This window comes from Novosphingobium mississippiense (assembly GCF_044029535.1).
Lineage (GTDB): Bacteria > Pseudomonadota > Alphaproteobacteria > Sphingomonadales > Sphingomonadaceae > Novosphingobium.
The window spans coordinates 1326847-1341259 of record NZ_CP147003.1 but is presented as its reverse complement, the minus strand read 5'-3'; the positions used below and the strand labels follow the sequence as shown (position 1 = coordinate 1341259).

Annotated in this window: 14 protein-coding genes; 5 read left to right on the top strand and 9 right to left on the bottom strand. The window is 63.3% G+C overall.

The features are described from left to right. Nucleotides 1-381 precede the first annotated feature (381 nt). The 9 genes from WBP06_RS24400 to WBP06_RS24360 form a co-directional block, all read right to left on the bottom strand. The gene (locus WBP06_RS24400; protein WP_395334834.1) at nucleotides 382-1053 is read right to left on the bottom strand and encodes an energy transducer TonB; all 672 of its coding nucleotides are present in this window, start codon (nucleotides 1051-1053) and stop codon (nucleotides 382-384) included. A 104-nt stretch (nucleotides 1054-1157) separates the two neighbouring features. Continuing rightward, complete coding sequence (locus WBP06_RS24395; protein ID WP_395334832.1) at nucleotides 1158-1457, bottom strand: hypothetical protein; 300 nt, start codon at nucleotides 1455-1457, stop codon at nucleotides 1158-1160. After that, on the bottom strand, nucleotides 1454-1744 hold the full coding sequence (locus WBP06_RS24390) for a DUF3325 domain-containing protein (protein ID WP_395334829.1): 291 nt from the start codon (nucleotides 1742-1744) through the stop codon (nucleotides 1454-1456). The genes WBP06_RS24395 and WBP06_RS24390 overlap by 4 nt, the downstream gene beginning before the upstream one ends. Then, a complete protein-coding gene (locus WBP06_RS24385) occupies nucleotides 1741-3303 on the bottom strand; it encodes a PepSY-associated TM helix domain-containing protein (protein WP_395334827.1) in 1563 nt (520 codons plus the stop codon). Before WBP06_RS24385 ends, WBP06_RS24390 begins: the two co-directional genes overlap by 4 nt. 38 nt (nucleotides 3304-3341) lie before the next feature. Further along, entirely contained in the window at nucleotides 3342-5813 is a 2472-nt protein-coding gene (locus tag WBP06_RS24380; RefSeq protein WP_395334825.1) for a TonB-dependent siderophore receptor, read from the bottom strand. A gap of 212 nt (nucleotides 5814-6025) precedes the next feature. Continuing rightward, nucleotides 6026-7093, bottom strand: coding sequence for a FecR family protein (locus tag WBP06_RS24375; RefSeq protein WP_395334823.1), 1068 nt, complete (start codon nucleotides 7091-7093; stop codon nucleotides 6026-6028). Nucleotides 7094-7162: 69 nt separating this feature from the next. After that, nucleotides 7163-7687 (bottom strand): sigma-70 family RNA polymerase sigma factor, encoded by a 525-nt coding sequence (locus tag WBP06_RS24370; RefSeq protein ID WP_395334821.1) that lies wholly within the window; start codon nucleotides 7685-7687, stop codon nucleotides 7163-7165. Between the two features lie 346 nt (nucleotides 7688-8033). Continuing rightward, the gene (locus tag WBP06_RS24365) at nucleotides 8034-9389 is read right to left on the bottom strand and encodes a sigma-54-dependent transcriptional regulator (protein ID WP_395334819.1); all 1356 of its coding nucleotides are present in this window, start codon (nucleotides 9387-9389) and stop codon (nucleotides 8034-8036) included. Continuing rightward, on the bottom strand, nucleotides 9386-11128 hold the full coding sequence (locus tag WBP06_RS24360) for an ATP-binding protein (RefSeq protein ID WP_395334817.1): 1743 nt from the start codon (nucleotides 11126-11128) through the stop codon (nucleotides 9386-9388). The genes WBP06_RS24365 and WBP06_RS24360 overlap by 4 nt, the downstream gene beginning before the upstream one ends. 165 nt (nucleotides 11129-11293) lie before the next feature. On the opposite strand from WBP06_RS24360, the gene WBP06_RS24355 reads away from it, so the two are divergent. Genes WBP06_RS24355 through WBP06_RS24335 form a run of 5 tightly spaced genes read left to right on the top strand, consistent with a single transcriptional unit; the run spans nucleotide 11294 to nucleotide 14322 of the window. Next, nucleotides 11294-11626, top strand: coding sequence for a hypothetical protein (locus tag WBP06_RS24355; protein ID WP_395334815.1), 333 nt, complete (start codon nucleotides 11294-11296; stop codon nucleotides 11624-11626). A 7-nt stretch (nucleotides 11627-11633) separates the two neighbouring features. Then, complete coding sequence (locus tag WBP06_RS24350; protein ID WP_395334813.1) at nucleotides 11634-12932, top strand: SDR family oxidoreductase; 1299 nt, start codon at nucleotides 11634-11636, stop codon at nucleotides 12930-12932. Next, nucleotides 12925-13398 (top strand): DUF2269 family protein, encoded by a 474-nt coding sequence (locus WBP06_RS24345; protein WP_395334811.1) that lies wholly within the window; start codon nucleotides 12925-12927, stop codon nucleotides 13396-13398. The genes WBP06_RS24350 and WBP06_RS24345 overlap by 8 nt, the downstream gene beginning before the upstream one ends. Nucleotides 13399-13433: 35 nt before the next feature. Further along, the gene (locus WBP06_RS24340; protein ID WP_395334809.1) at nucleotides 13434-13928 is read left to right on the top strand and encodes a DUF4166 domain-containing protein; all 495 of its coding nucleotides are present in this window, start codon (nucleotides 13434-13436) and stop codon (nucleotides 13926-13928) included. Next, nucleotides 13921-14322, top strand: a complete 402-nt coding sequence (locus WBP06_RS24335) for a thiol-disulfide oxidoreductase DCC family protein (RefSeq protein ID WP_395334807.1) — start codon at nucleotides 13921-13923, stop codon at nucleotides 14320-14322. The genes WBP06_RS24340 and WBP06_RS24335 overlap by 8 nt, the downstream gene beginning before the upstream one ends. The last annotated feature ends 91 nt before the right edge of the window (nucleotides 14323-14413 follow it).

Genomic DNA, 14413 nt, shown 5'->3' with positions numbered 1-14413 from the left:
ATATTGGGGAGGCGGGTGACGTCCGCCGGTCCCGGAATGGGCCGGATCGCTTGAACCACGTCGCGATGGCGGTTCGCGTCGATCAACAACCGTTTTTGGTGTTCAGGGCTGTAAATTGCCCCACCAAGAAACGAAGGTTCGGCAAAATGTGATGAGGACGTCGTCGCGGAATGGCTGCGAGACGGAGGTCAGTTGCCGAAAGTTGCCAGTCGCTGCAGGGCCGGCTCAGACGCCAACTGCCACCACTCCGCGAATGACAGCTTCAACCGAAACCCGACGCTCCCAAGCATGGGCGGCAACAAACGGATTGTCCCCAATACGCGCTGTTCGCCCCGGGGCCGCCGGCGTAAGTTACGGTTGCTGAAGGTCATGAGATAACCTTCATCGCAGGAAGAACTCGACCGGTACGACCAGTTCAATCGCATCGCCCTTCACGTCCTCAGGCGGCTTCGGCAAGGGTTGCGCGCGCTTTGGCAGCGAAAGTGCCTCCTGATCGAGCGAACGAAAGCCCGAGGACCGTTCCAGCGAGGCCGACAGCACTTTACCCTGCCGGTCCATCGTGAAGCGGATGTAGGGTACGCCCTGCTGCCGCGCAAAATGGGCATCGCGAGGGTAGCGTTTCACTTTGTCCAGTGCGGCGAGGACCAGTCCCTGCCAGGTTGGCTTGCCGCTCGATACTTGCGGGGCAGGAGGAGCGGGCTTGCTTACGGGCGCGGCGGTCTCTTTCGCGGGAGGGCCAGGGTCGGGCGGGGTCGGTTTGGTGGGCGGCGCGGCTATCACGAGATTGGCACTGGGAATCGCGATCATCGGCGTCTCGATCTCGGGACGATCCGGCTGGGGAACATGTTTGTCCTTCTTCACCTGCTCTGGGCCCGGCGCGACTTCGCGGACCGGCTCGGGCGGAGCCGCGGGTGGCGCGACGTTGAAGGCCGTCAGCGTCGTGGCAGGCGGCACTGCAGTATAGGTGTGCCAGGTCAGGAACAAGCCGGCGAGGATTGCGAGACCGATGGCACTTGTGCCCACCATTCCGACCAGACGCGTGACGAATGGCACGGGCTGGTCCGCATAGCGGGGGGATGGCCATATCAGGTCGGCAGTGTTGTCAGGTGCCAAAGGTGCTGAACGCCGACGTGCGGCAAGCGAATTAGTCATAGCGATCATCCGACACGCATGAAGAGAACGACGAGGCCGCAGGGTAAAGTGAAGGCGAGCAGCCAACAGCAGGCTCTGACAGCGCTACGGGCGTGGAAGGCGGCCATGGCGACTGCGGCGAAGATGGCGAAGCTCGCCAGTGTGGCAGCGGTGACAGCCTCGACCCGGTTCATGCCGATCCAGGCCAATAGCAGCGACAGGGCAACAGTGGCGAGTGAGGTCAGGCCATAAGCTCCCAAGGTCCCCGCGATGACACGAAGGGCCGCCGACCAGCGCCCGCGAGCCGGTTCGCTCAGGCGGATCATGGCCGCGCCTTTCGCATGATGCGTTCGCGGTTGGTATTGGTGGTGACGACCAGCGCGGCGGCAACGGAGAGCCAGCCGAACCAGGCTACGGCGCCATAACCCCAGCCAAGGCCCGCTCCGGCCACTACAAAGGCAATCATCAACGTTGCGAAGCCTGAAAGGCGTAAGGTGCCGGTCAGCGGCAGGGGCAGCTTGCGGCGAAGCCAGTCCTGTTGATGCCGCGCCAAAGACAGCAGCAACAGCACGAAGCCGCCCAAAGACAGCAGAAATATCCCAGCATGGATCATGGGGCGGCCTCCATCGCCATACGCGCCTTGCGACGAGGACCCGCTTTCGGTTTGTGGGTGGCGACTTTCCACGCCATGAAGGCACAGGCGGCGGCCATCGCCAGCATCACGCCATCAAAGCAGACGAACACCCAATCGCGTGCGATCAGGCTGGGGATCAGGCCGCGCGCGGTGGTCAGAGCGTTGACCAGCGGCACCAGCGCATAGAGCGCCGCGCAGGCGGCCAACGCCTCCATCCAGGCCTGCTTGACGGGACGGGCGAGCGTCCAGACGAATACGCCGCCCCATGCGATGAACAGGCTGTTGATTTCCCAATCGGCGCGGTTCGTCATAGCGATTGGCAACACCCGGTTGGCGAGGAAATACACCGCGATTCCGGCAGGCGCTCCGGCAATGACGCCAATGTTCAGCCGCTCGACCAGGCGTAAACCGAAATAGGGCAGCGCCGGATCGGGCAACTTCGCACGGCGCTTGACGGTCCACAGGACAAGGCTGCTCGCCACCATCACCGTACCGCCAATGCCGGACAGGATATAGAGCCAACGCAGCATCCATCCGGCGAAAAGCCCGGTGTGCAGATCAATCATCATTGCGTGTGTCGCGACAGCGGGACCGCGCGAGGGCAGCGGCGATAGCAATTCGCCGCCCGCGACGCGGAACACAAGCGCACTGCGAACAGACCCCAGACGATCGCGAAAGGGGCTCAATTCTACCCGGGCATCTCGGGTGCCTGGATCGGAAACTGTCAGATGACGCACCGACGGGCCGTGCCAGATGCTTTCTGCTCGGCGCACCAGCACCCGTAAAGGAACATCAGGGGCAGGGAGAGTGCCTGCGGTGACCTGCCCGACTTGCGGCGATGCGGCCTCATTAAATGCGTCGCGATCCGTGAAATTGGCGCTGATCGCCCAGGGCATCAGCGTGAACAGCAAGGTCGCAAGCCCGGTATAGGTAATCATCAGATGGAAAGGCAGAGCAAGAACGGCCGTTACATTATGAGCATCGAGCCAGGATCGTTGCCCCTTGCCGAAACGCAACAGGAAGAAGTCCGCGAATATCTTTTTGTGGGTGAGGATGCCCGACAGGATACCCACCAGCATGGCCAGCGCCGCCAGACTGACGATCATCCGCGTCCAGAACACCGGCGCGTAATGTAGCTCAAAATGGAAACGGTAGAGGAACCAGCCTCCCAGCGTTTCGCGAATGGTTATTTCCCGACCGCTGGCAGGATCGAGGGTAACCTCTCCGTTCGATCCGCCTCGTGCCCCCTCCCGTGGCATCCAGGCCACGGTAATCGGATCGCCACCACGCGCGGATGGCAATGCGACCTGCCATTGTCCGGCATCAGCCGCGCGGGCCGAGAGCAGGCTTGCGGCAGCATCAAGCCCTTTGTCCGAAACCTCTCCCGATACGAGTTCAGGCTTCATCCAGCAGGATATCTCCTGCTGGATGAACGACACGGTCCCGAACAGAAAGATGACGAACAAGAGCCATCCGGGCAGAAGTCCCACCCAGATATGCAGCCTTGCCATCGCCTGGCGCAAGGCGCGGTGCTGCACGCCTTGTATCTTCTGCCGAGATTGCCGGAAAAAAGGCATCAGAAATTGGCGCGGGCAGTCACCATCACGTTGCGCGGCATCCCATAGGTCTGATAACCGATATTCGGCACGGTCTGGTCGTTGGCGATGCCCTGGAAATAGCGCTTGTCGAACAGGTTGCCGACATTGGCCTTGAGCGTCAGTTGTGCGCTCATCTCCCATGCCAGGAACATATCCGTCACGGCATAGGCTTTCTGTTCGCGGCGATAGGGTGCCCCGTCACCCTGCAATCCCGCTGCATAAATCCCGCTCTGCCAGTTCACCGTACCGCCAACGCGGGCCCGCGACAGCGCGCCTGGCAAGCGATAAGTGGTGGTGAGCTTGAAGGTCTCCACGGGGATGGAGCTGTCGTAACGCCGCCCGATGTTCGCGGGGTCGTCATCCCGACGATAGACCGCCCGTGCATAGGAATATCCGCCGCCGATTTGCCAATCGGGCGTCAAAGCGCCGTTCAGCTCGATTTCGAAGCCCTTGCTGCGGACGAGCCCTGCCGCCTCATAGCAGGTGATATCGTCCGCATAGCCTGGACACTGCGTCTGATCGGAGATCGCGGTTCCCCGGTTTTCTTCATCGATCAGGAACGCAGCGACCTGTGCATTGAGCGCGCCATCGAAATATTCACCCTTGGCACCAATTTCGTAGTTTCTACCGACGATGGGCGCAAGCAACTTGCTGTTCTGATCAAGAAGCGTCTGCGCTTTGAAGATATCGGTATAGCTTGCATAAAGCGAATGGTGCCGGTCGACATCATAGACGATGCCGGCATATTTGGTGAGGCGCCCGTTTATCTTGGCGCTATCGGCCGCGTAGATATCTTCGCCATCCGATTTGTACCAATCCAGTCTTCCACCGATGATCAGCTTCAGATTGTCCGTCAGGTTCAACCTTGTTGTCGCGTAAGCGCTGCTGAGCTGCTCGTGCCGGTTCGTGAACCAGGCGCTCAGATCGATCGATGCGGGCCGTGCGACCAGGTCATGGTCCCAGTCATAGATGTCGATGTTGGTCGCGATCGTCCCGCCGCTGCCCCCGATCCCGCGGAAACGGCTGTCGCGATAGCTTGCGCCGACCACCAGTTGATGCTCACGGCCCAGAAGCTGGAACGGGCCGGAGACGTTGCCGTCAAGGCTCACATGCTTTTCATGATAGATGTAGCGACCGACAGTCTGGTTGAAGACGTTGGGTGCGCTCTGCCTGATGCGTACACCCAGCATGTCGACATTCGACTTGAGGGCATTTGCGGCCAGACGCAAATTCCATCCTTGCCCGAACGCTTGCGTCAATTCCGCGAAGGCCGAACGGTTGTCCTTGTTCCAATAGCCCCAGCGATTGCCCAGATAGGTGGAACGCGGCAGGTGTAGATCGCTGCCATCCCATGCGGCGGGCAGATTGCCCCACATGTTGTGATTATCTTCCTGCTGATAGGAACCGCCAAGCGTCACCATGGTCGTGGGCGTCAGATCCGCCTCGACAACCCCGTAAACCAGGGCTCTCTTCTGGTCGACCACATCCTGGAAACTCTCGTTATCCTGATAAGCCGCAACACCGCGCGCCCGGATACTGCCCGCAGCATTGATCGCACCGGAAGCATCCGCCTCGACGCGATAGCGATCCCAGTTCCCCGCGCTGACGAGCAAGTGCAGCGCCGGATCACGGGTAGGCCGCTTGCGGACCATATTGATCGCGGCGGATGGACTGCCATTGCCCTGCGTCAAACCCGCGGCGCCACGTACCACCTCGACCCGGTCATAGAGCGCCAGATCGGATAAAATGAGGTCGGCCGAAAGATTGCCGGTATTGATGCTGCTTGGCAGGCCGTCGAACATCAGATTTTCGACGTTGAGGCCGCGTGCATAGAAGCGCTGGCGAACCGGCCCCTCCTTGAAGAAGACCAGACCCGGTGTCGCGTTGATAACCTCGTTAATATCGCGCAGGTCCTGATCGTCCATGCGCTGGCGGGTGATGACAGTGACGCTTTGCGGTGTTTCGCGGATTGAAAGGGGCAACTTGGTCGCAGTGGCCATAATGCCGGTCGTATAAGAACCCGTGCCTTCTGTTGCCGCAGCATCACTCGTAATGGAGAGTGGAAGGCCCGAACTCCCTTGATCGGATTGCCCCTCAACCCGAACCGGACCAAGCTGGATCGCGCCATCCGCCGATTGCGGTGCGGGTTCCACTACGACTGCCCGATTGGATTGCCAACGAAAGGTTAGCCCGGTGCCGGTGAGCAGACGCGACAGCGCTTCCGCGGGCGACAGATTGCCGGACACGCCGTTGGTCGAGCGGCCGCGCGTATTGGCGCTTTCGGCCGTTACCTCAACGGCTGCCTGCCGACCGAAGAGGATGAGGGCATCGGGAAGGGCTTGAGCAGGAATGTCGAACGATCGCGCACTGGACGATGATTGCGCCAAAGCCGAAGTCGGCGCGACTACCGCTGTGCCTGCCGTGGTCGCCAACAGCACGGCCACTGCCATCGCACGCCGCGTTTCATTCCGTAATCCACTCGTCAATCTCATGCCGATACCCGTTAAACAGAGTTCTAGGTCTGCGGGGTAGCAGCGCGTTCTGATAATAGTTCGCATCCGCAAACCCCTCATAACAAGGACTCTGCGAGGCGGATCCATTTTCAGATTTTTTTGCGATTTTTTCGCAAAAACTCATAAATCAATGATATTAAAGGATGTTTCTAACCGCGAACGACGATGATCCAAGGGGTGATCTGCGTCACTGTGCCTCCCAGGGGGAGCACCATCGAACGGATTGCCTTGCCTGCATCGCGCGGGTCGTAGACGCCGTTGATGCGGCGGTCTGCAAGGGCGGATCCCATGACGATGATCTTCCCGCGATACCATGGACGGATATCTTCGATTACATCGGCGACTCTCCGGTCCCGCGCGTTGACCTCTCCCAGCGCCCATGACGCAACCAGTTGCGGGGCGGCATGATCGCTCCGAGCTTCCCCATCCGGAACGATCGACAGCTGATCTCCGGCTGCGAGAATGTACGAGCCTGCCTGCGAATCCAGACGATCGACCCGGACACGGCCATGCTGGACGCCTACTTCCGTTGCGGATGCAAGGCGGCGAACGTCGAAGCCCGTTCCCAGAACCGTGGTCTGCACCTCATCGGCATGGACGCGGAAAGGTCGGGCCATGTTTGGTTTCACCTGAAACAGCGCTTCTCCGGCCAGCAGATCGACACGGCGCTCGCCCTCTGCATAGCGCACCTTGATCGCGGACCCCGGCCCGAGTTGCGCCGTCGAGCCATCTTCAAGCCGCACCATGCGCAGTTCGCCCGTACCCGTCCGATAGTCGGCCCGCAGCGCCACCATGGCGTCGGGTGCGAGCCAAACCGCCAGGGCCGTGGCGGCGACGACGGCCGCAATCCGGCGCTTGGGCAATCGACGCAACGGCACTGCGGCCTCCCGCCTGCTCCGGTCACGCTGCTGTCGCCAGTGTGCGCCATGCACAGGCATATCGAGTGACTGCCACTGATCTGCCGTTTCCGGTTCGGTTTCGCCGATCAGGTCGTAGCTGGTGTTCAGCTCGTTCCACACCGCGGCATGGCGGCTGTCCTCCGCTAGCCAGTGCTGGAACTGCGCCCTGACCGTCCGGTCATCGGGCTTTTCGGTCAGTGCCAGCAGCCAGTCGGTCGCCTGGTCGAGGATGCGGTCGGAATCCTCCATCACCGGCACGGCACGGCCCTGAAGCGCGACAAGTTTAAGTCTTGCCCGCCAGATTGCCGATCGCTGCAAAGACGAACCCTCGTCCATGTCCTATAGACGAAACCACCCGCCAGGATTTTCAGAAATACCCTCATGAAGCTATTTGTCGCCGTTACGACGGCGATGGCAATGTTTGATTCCATCGGCAACGAGCGTGTGCGCCAACCCTATCGAAATGCCCATGGACCGAGCAATATCGGCCAGCTTATGCCCGCCGAACCTGTGCATTTCGACGGCGATCCGTGTGCGCTCGGGCAGTTCCGCGAGAGCTCTGCGAATGAAATCCAGTTCGTTGCGCGCCAGCACCACGTCTTCAGGCGAAGGTGCATCGCTCGCAACCGTGCCGGTAATCGCGCCCACATCGACCGAATGACGCTCGGCCTCAAGGCTCGCACGGCGGTTGCGATCGATCGCAAGGTTGCGGACAATGCGATAGAGATAGTGCAGCGGCTCCCTGAGCATCGCGGAACCGCGAGCGCGCTCGAAGCGCAGCCATGCGTCCTGCACGATATCGTCTGCTTGACTGCGGCTGCCGGTAATGACGCGTGCGTAATCCACCAGCGACGCACGATGCGACTGGAACAATTCTAACGCTTCGCGCTCCTGCAGCACGACCTTCGACATTCCTTTTCTGCCCGCCACACTCGCCGGGAGTCGAAGCGTTACTAATCCAGTTTGCAATAATTGCGAGTCGTTCGCAATAAGCGCCTAAGCCGGAATTCATGATTATGCAAGCGAGATTACGCCATCACGCTCCCAGCCGTCCTTATCGAGAATTTCGGAAAAGGAGTTCGCCCGGTCTCGTTCAGTCAACGCGAATGAAGCAATGCGGCGAGCTTTCGCGCGGCGACCGTTTCGGCTCGCCTGCTACCATTGGCAATCGAGCGAGAGCTTCAACGCGCCGTACGCAAGTGATCGTTGGAAAGAACGCGTGATTTCGGTTTGTGGATTGGGGTCAAGAACGAAGGTTTTACCGCAGACCCATTCTGTCCATCTTTTTGAGCAGTCCGACCCGTGACAGGCCAAGTTCGCGCGCGGTATGCGTGTGGTTGTGGCCAGTTCGGTCGAGGGTTTCGGTGATGCGGAGCCGTTCGAGAGCGGTCACTTCATCCTGCAGCGTCTGGCCGGATGGCGGCATCGTTGCGGTATTCGGCCCTGGGTCGCCATCCTCTCCCATCGCGAAGGCGAGGTCGGCGATGCCAATCGTCAATCCAGCCGCGCTCCTGGGCGCGAGGGCAGCAGCGCATTCGATGACGGAGCGCAGTTCGCGCACGTTGCCGGGCCAGCCGTGGCTTTCCAACCAGTCCAGCGCGCCGGGCACGAAGCCGGCAGGACCGTCGCTGGAGCGGCGCAGGAACAGCTTGGACAGCAAGGCGATGTCGCCTGGGCGGTCTGCCAGCGCCGGAACCCGCAGGACGACGCCCTTCAGGCGGTAGTAAAGGTCCTCGCGAAAAGTGCCGTCTGCGACAGCGGCGGTAAGGTCGCGGTGGGTTGCGGCAACGATACGCACGTCGGCACGGCGAACTTCGCGGCCGCCGACCGGCTGGTAGCTACCGTCGGCGAGAAACCGCAGCAGTTTGACCTGCATGGGGGCCGGCATTTCGCCGATCTCGTCCAGGAACAGGGTTCCGTGCGCGGCGGTTTCGACAAGGCCGGGGCGGTCGGCGTGGGCGCCCGTGAAGCTGCCCTTGAGGTGTCCGAACAACTCGCTTTCCAGCAGTTCTGCCGGGACCGCGCCGCAATGCACCGGCACCAGCGCGCGGCCGGCGCGGGGGGAGGCGGCGTGGATCGCGCGCGCAACGAGTTCCTTGCCGGTGCCGCTGGGCCCCAGGACCATGACTGGCAAAGTTGTAGGCGCAATGCGGCGGATCATGTCACGCAGCGCCGTCATCGGCAGGGATTGGCCGACGAGCCCCATGTCCTCTGCCGAATGGTCAAGGGCTTTCGCCGCAGCCAGATCGCGGGCAAGCCGCGCGCGTTCAAGGGCGCGCTCGACGACGACCTTGAGCATATCGGGATCGACCGGCTTGGCAAGGAAGTCCCAGGCGCCGGCCTCGATCGCCTTGAGGGCCAGCGGCTGATCGGCATGGCCCGTCATCACCACCACCGGAGCAGGCGCGAACGCGGGGATGAGGGCAAGCCCGGCCTCGGGATCGTGATGCGGCGGCATCGCCAGGTCAAGCAGGACCACGTCGGCGCCGTGCTGTGCAAAGGCCTGCCGCGCGGCATCGCCGTCCCCCACCGTTGTCACCTCATGACCGAGCGAGCGAAGCCAGCCGGCAGTCAGGCGCTGGAATGCCGGTTCGTCGTCGGCGAGCAGGATCATGGCGTTCTCCCGAAAGCCAGGCGGAAACAGGTGGACCAACCCGGCCGTGCGGCCAGTGTCACCGTTCCGCCGTGGGCCTCCATGATCCGCCGTACGATGGCAAGGCCCAGTCCGGTCCCCCCGGGGCGGCGTGAAACGAAGGGGCGGAACAGGCTCTGCGCGATATCCGGTGCGATGCCGGGCCCGTCGTCGCAGATGTCGATCGTGACGGGGGGACCCGGTTCGGTGACGATCAGGACGCGGGAGCCCATCGCGCGGGCATTGTCGACAAGGTTGGCAAGGGCGCGGTTCAGCGCCATGCGGTCGGCCTCGATCTCAAGGTCGGGCGGGCCCTGAACCTCTACGCCAAACTGGCCAATCAGGTCGTTGACGCGCAGGGCGCGCGCCGTAACGGTCCAGGCGCGGGCGTAATCGAGAATGTCGGTGACCAGCGCATTCATCCGCGCAACTTGCTCTCCGATTTCGGCGCGGACTTCGGCCGGGGCGCCGGTGGCGGCCATTTGCACGATACCTAGCGGATTGCGCAGGTCGTGAGCCACCGTGGCCGCCAGCGCGCCCAGCTCGGCGAGGCGAGCCTCGCGCTCGACATCGACCATGCGCCGGGCGGCCGAGAGGCGGCGTGCGCTTTCGGCGGTGATCGCGGCGAAGCGTTCGGCGGTGTTGCGGGTGCCGGCGGGGGCATCCTCCCATCCGCGCAGCGAGACGGTTTCCCCTTCGAGCAGCAGATCGGGGCCGCCGGGCGAAAGGCCAAGGTGCCGGTGGAGCAGGGCATTGGCGGTGGTGGCCAGTTCGGTTTCGCTGGTAGCCTCGGCCATCCGATCGCGCCACTGCGCGATCTGGGCTTGCGCGATGCGGCTGCCGGGGAAGACCATGCGGTCGACGAGGCGCTTGAGCGGCGTGAGGATCGCCAAACCCAGCAGCAGCGTGCCTGCCAGTGCGAGCCAGGTCGCCAGGAAACCCGCCGGGCGCCCCGCGAGTGCGAGTGGCAGCGCGGCTATGAACACGCTGGCGCCGCCTGCACCGGCGAGCAGGAGTATCCAGACGAGCGCGCGGCGGGCCCAGATATCCGCGAGCATGAAGCGATGGCGGATGATGCCGTAGACCAGCGCCACCGAATAGAGCGGCAGCAACAACACCGGCCAGGGGTAGGCGTCGATCCCGAAGGCGGGAAAGGCGAAGCCGGAAAGGGCGAAGAGGCCGATCAGGCTGGAGACGAATACGGCGCCTGCCTGCTGCCCGTGAAGGCCGTCTTGCCGCTTCCAGACGCTCAGGAGCCGGAGATGGCCGGCGATCGACAGGGCGGCCGCCACTCCCAGCACGCCCCAGCCGACTGCCGAGGGGATGAAGAAACCCGCAAACCCGCGCCAAGGCACGACCGCCCCGACGCCGAAGAGCAGGCCGACAAGGGCAGTGAAAGCGGCAAGGGCGTAGCTCGCCACCGCCACGGGCCGCAGCGCGCCGCAAAGCGCAAAGGCGAAGACCAGATGGACGAAGGCCGCAGCCGGCAAGGGGGATAAGGCGATCAGCGTGGCGGTGACCTCTTCGGCCTGCGGACCGAAGAGTGCGGGCGCGGCCTGGGCGATGCTCCATATGCCGACGCCCGCCAGGAACGCGGCGAGCAGCGACGATCCGGGAAGGTTTCGCGCCCGCAGGACCACGAAGCCGGCCAGCAGAAGGCTGGCGATTGCCGTCAGCGCGAGTGCGCCGATAAAGGCTGGGACGCCGATTGCTGTATCCATCGTTGATAGCTCTAGCATCGTTTTGCGTACACGTCGTTAACATCCATCCATGTCAGAGCGCCAGAAACCCGCGGCCTTTCGTGGTTTTACGCAATTGGCATGCCACTTGCGAAAAGGCTCCCGAAGCCGCGCCGGCCTGGCGCGGCATCCATGAAGGAGCCCGCCATGTTGATCCCGATTGCCGCTTTGCTGCTGACTTATGCCCTTACCGTGCTGGTTGCGACCTTGGCTGTCGTCGCCCTGTGGCGCCCGCTGTTGATCCTCCTGTCCGAACTGTGCGGAACCGAGCAACGCTCGCGGTTCTGGAGCGTGTGGACGGTCGTGATGATGATGGCCACGCCGTTGCTGTTCGTCTCGCTCCACCCGGTGGCGACGGACCCGACCGACCTTGTGCAAGGAACGATGACGAGCGCGCTGTTCGGCATTCTCCTGGCGCTTGTCGGCATGGGTTATGCGGTGTGGAGTCGCACGCCGCGCCGCGCCGGTCATGAGGCGTAAGGAGGCCATGATGCGTGTGCTGATCGTCGGGGCTGGGGGCTTCATCGGGCGGCACTTGGCGGCGCGGCTTGCAGGCGAAGGCCTGCAGGTCGTCGCGGCCGGGCGCGATCCCAAGGCTTTGTCTCGGCTCCTGCCCGGTGTGGAGATCGTGTCCTGCGATCTCGCGCGCGACGGGGCCGGTGATTGGGCGGAGAGGTTGCGCGGCATCGATGCCGTGGTCAACTGTGCCGGTATCATCGGCGCCGGGGCCGATTACGCCGGGGTTCATCAGCGCGGGGCCATCGCCTTGTTCGATGGCGCGCGCGCGGCGGGTGTCGGCCGGGTGATCCAGATATCCGCGCTTGGCGCGGACGAGACCGGGACGACGCCCTACCATCGCAGCAAGCGCGCGGCGGACGATCACCTCGCCCGCCTTGGCGCCGATGGAACGGGCATGGGCTGGGCGGTTCTGAGGCCCTCGCTGGTCCTGGGGCGCGGCGGCGCAAGCGCTGCGTTGTTTGCTGCACTGGCGGCCTTGCCGGTGACGCCGCGCCTGGGCAGCGGTCACTGGCAGGTGCAGCCGATCCATGTCGATGACCTGGTGGCGATCCTGGTGCACCTGCTTCGGGCACCCAAGGCCCTGTGCGCCCGGCTTGACGTCGTCGGTCCCCAGGCGATGTCCACGGACGAACTGACCGCCGAGATGCGGCGCTGGCTGGGACTGGGGCTGGGGCCGGAGATGGAGCGGGCGCCGGTCCTGCCGATCCCGCGCTGGCTTCTGGCCCTCGTCACCCGTGCGGGAATAGGGCCTGCCTCGCCAGAAAGCCTGACCATGCTCGCGGCGGGGAATACTGCGCCGCTTGCTCCGCTGGTCGAGGCGACGGGGATCACGCCCCGTCCGGTTGGACAGATACTGGCGCTGCATCCATCGACCGAGGCCGATCTGGCGATGAGCCAACTGACGCCGATAGCCCCCGTCATGCGGTGGCTGCTGGCCTTGGTCTGGCTCGCCGGGGGACTGGTCTCGCTGGGGCTGGCACCTGCCGGCAGCACCGATGCCATCCTGGCGCGGCTGGGGCTTGAGGGCGCGGCGGCGGTGGGCGCGCTCTGGGCCGGATCGCTGGCCGACATCGCCGTGGGCCTGGCCATTCTGGCAAAGCGACGCGGCGCCTCCCTTGCAGGCGTGGTGCTGATGGGTGGCTACACGGCGATCCTCAGCGCGATCGCCCCCGAACTCTGGACGGACCCTTTCGGGCCGCTCGTCAAGAACCTGGCCGTTCTGGGCCTTTCCCTCGCCGTTCATGCATTGGAGATGCGCCGTGGATGAATACCTGCTTCTCAAGCTGATCCATATTCTCAGTTCCACGCTGCTGTTCGGGACGGGGCTGGGCACGGCTTTTCACGGATGGATGGCGAACCGTACGGGATCGCTCGCCGCGCGCCGCGTGGTGAACCGCAATGTCGTCCTTGCCGACTGGCTGTTCACGACGCCTGCCGTCGTTGTTCAGCCCGTGACGGGCGTATGGCTGGCGCAGATCGCGGGCTTTCCGCTGAGCAGCGGTTGGCTGGTGGCGGCGATGCTGCTTTATGTGCTGGTAGGTGCCTGCTGGGTGCCGGTCGTGTTCATTCAGGTCGAGATGCGCCGGATCGCCGATAGGACGCCGGATGGCGAGGCGCTGCCACCGCAGTATTTCCGTCTGTCGCGCTGGTGGTTCGGCCTTGGCTGGCCGGCTTTCATCGGCGTCATCGTTATCTACTGGCTGATGGTTGCCAAACCGGAGATCGCATTTTGAAACCGCCATTGTTCCGGCGCCTCCTGTCAGGCGGGATGGATGCACTGCCGCCGGTGCTTCGCGCGGCGCATGACGCCGATGATACGCAGCGCTGGGAAGGGCTGGCGCATGTGACGCTGAGCCGCAATCGCGTCGCCCGGTTGCTTTGCCGGATGATGAAATTGCCAGCGCAAGGGCACGGAATTCCGGTAGTCGTCGTCTTCGAACGACTGGAGCACGGCGAACGATGGCGGCGTACATTCGCCGGGCGCAGTTACAGCAGTGACCTCACCGTCAGGGACGGTTTGATGGTGGAAAGGATGGGCTTGGCTACCAACATCTTCCAAGTGTCTTCCGGCGAAGGCCGGATTTTGCTGGATCTGGTGGCCTTTCGTTTTCTGGGCCTGCCGTTGCCGTCTTGGCTTCGCCCGCGCTGCCGAGCCACAGAACGGGAGCAGGATGGGCGTTACGTTTTCGACGTTCCGGTCAGCCTGCCGCTGCTGGGACGTGCCATCCACTACACGGGCAGCTTGGAGCGCCGCGATGTCTGAAGTGCATCCCATCATCCTGTTCGACGGGGAATGCGTGCTTTGCTCTGCCAATGCGCAGTTCATCCTGACCCACGACAAAGCCCGCCGTTACCGCCTTGCGCCGATGCAGGGAGAAGTCGGCGCGGCATTGTTCCGCCGCCATGGTGTAGATCCTGACGATCCGGACACCATTCTGCTTATCGATGGCGACAGAGTACTGCGGGACAGCGATGCAGTGCTGTCGATCTATACAGGCCTTGGATGGCCATGGCGCATTGCAGGGCTAGCGCTCCTGGTTCCGCGTTGGATGCGCGATCCAGTGTATCGGTGGGTAGCGCGCAATCGATACAGGATTTTCGGCAGGCGAGAGACTTGTTGGATTCCCAGCGACGAACATGCTGATCGGATTATGTGATGGCACGACGCTCTTCAGCCGACTTCACGGAAAAATTGAATGACCGCCGAGCGCAAAAGAGCATGTCTGCCGAAAGACTCCCGCCTTCAGG

Excerpts from the sequence above, each read along its gene's own strand:
- WBP06_RS24395 (WP_395334832.1), bottom strand. The coding sequence starts at position 1,457 with ATGATCCGCCTGAGCGAACCGGCTCGCGGGCGCTGGTCGGCGGCCCTT.
- WBP06_RS24390 (WP_395334829.1), bottom strand. The coding sequence starts at position 1,744 with ATGATCCATGCTGGGATATTTCTGCTGTCTTTGGGCGGCTTCGTGCTG.
- WBP06_RS24380 (WP_395334825.1), bottom strand. The coding sequence starts at position 5,813 with ATGGCAGTGGCCGTGCTGTTGGCGACCACGGCAGGCACAGCGGTAGTC.
- WBP06_RS24370 (WP_395334821.1), bottom strand. The coding sequence starts at position 7,687 with ATGTCGAAGGTCGTGCTGCAGGAGCGCGAAGCGTTAGAATTGTTCCAG.
- WBP06_RS24365 (WP_395334819.1), bottom strand. The coding sequence starts at position 9,389 with ATGATCCTGCTCGCCGACGACGAACCGGCATTCCAGCGCCTGACTGCC.
- WBP06_RS24360 (WP_395334817.1), bottom strand. The coding sequence starts at position 11,128 with ATGGATACAGCAATCGGCGTCCCAGCCTTTATCGGCGCACTCGCGCTG.
- WBP06_RS24355 (WP_395334815.1), top strand. The coding sequence starts at position 11,294 with ATGTTGATCCCGATTGCCGCTTTGCTGCTGACTTATGCCCTTACCGTG.
- WBP06_RS24350 (WP_395334813.1), top strand. The coding sequence starts at position 11,634 with ATGATGCGTGTGCTGATCGTCGGGGCTGGGGGCTTCATCGGGCGGCAC.
- WBP06_RS24340 (WP_395334809.1), top strand. The coding sequence starts at position 13,434 with ATGGATGCACTGCCGCCGGTGCTTCGCGCGGCGCATGACGCCGATGAT.
- WBP06_RS24335 (WP_395334807.1), top strand. The coding sequence starts at position 13,921 with ATGTCTGAAGTGCATCCCATCATCCTGTTCGACGGGGAATGCGTGCTT.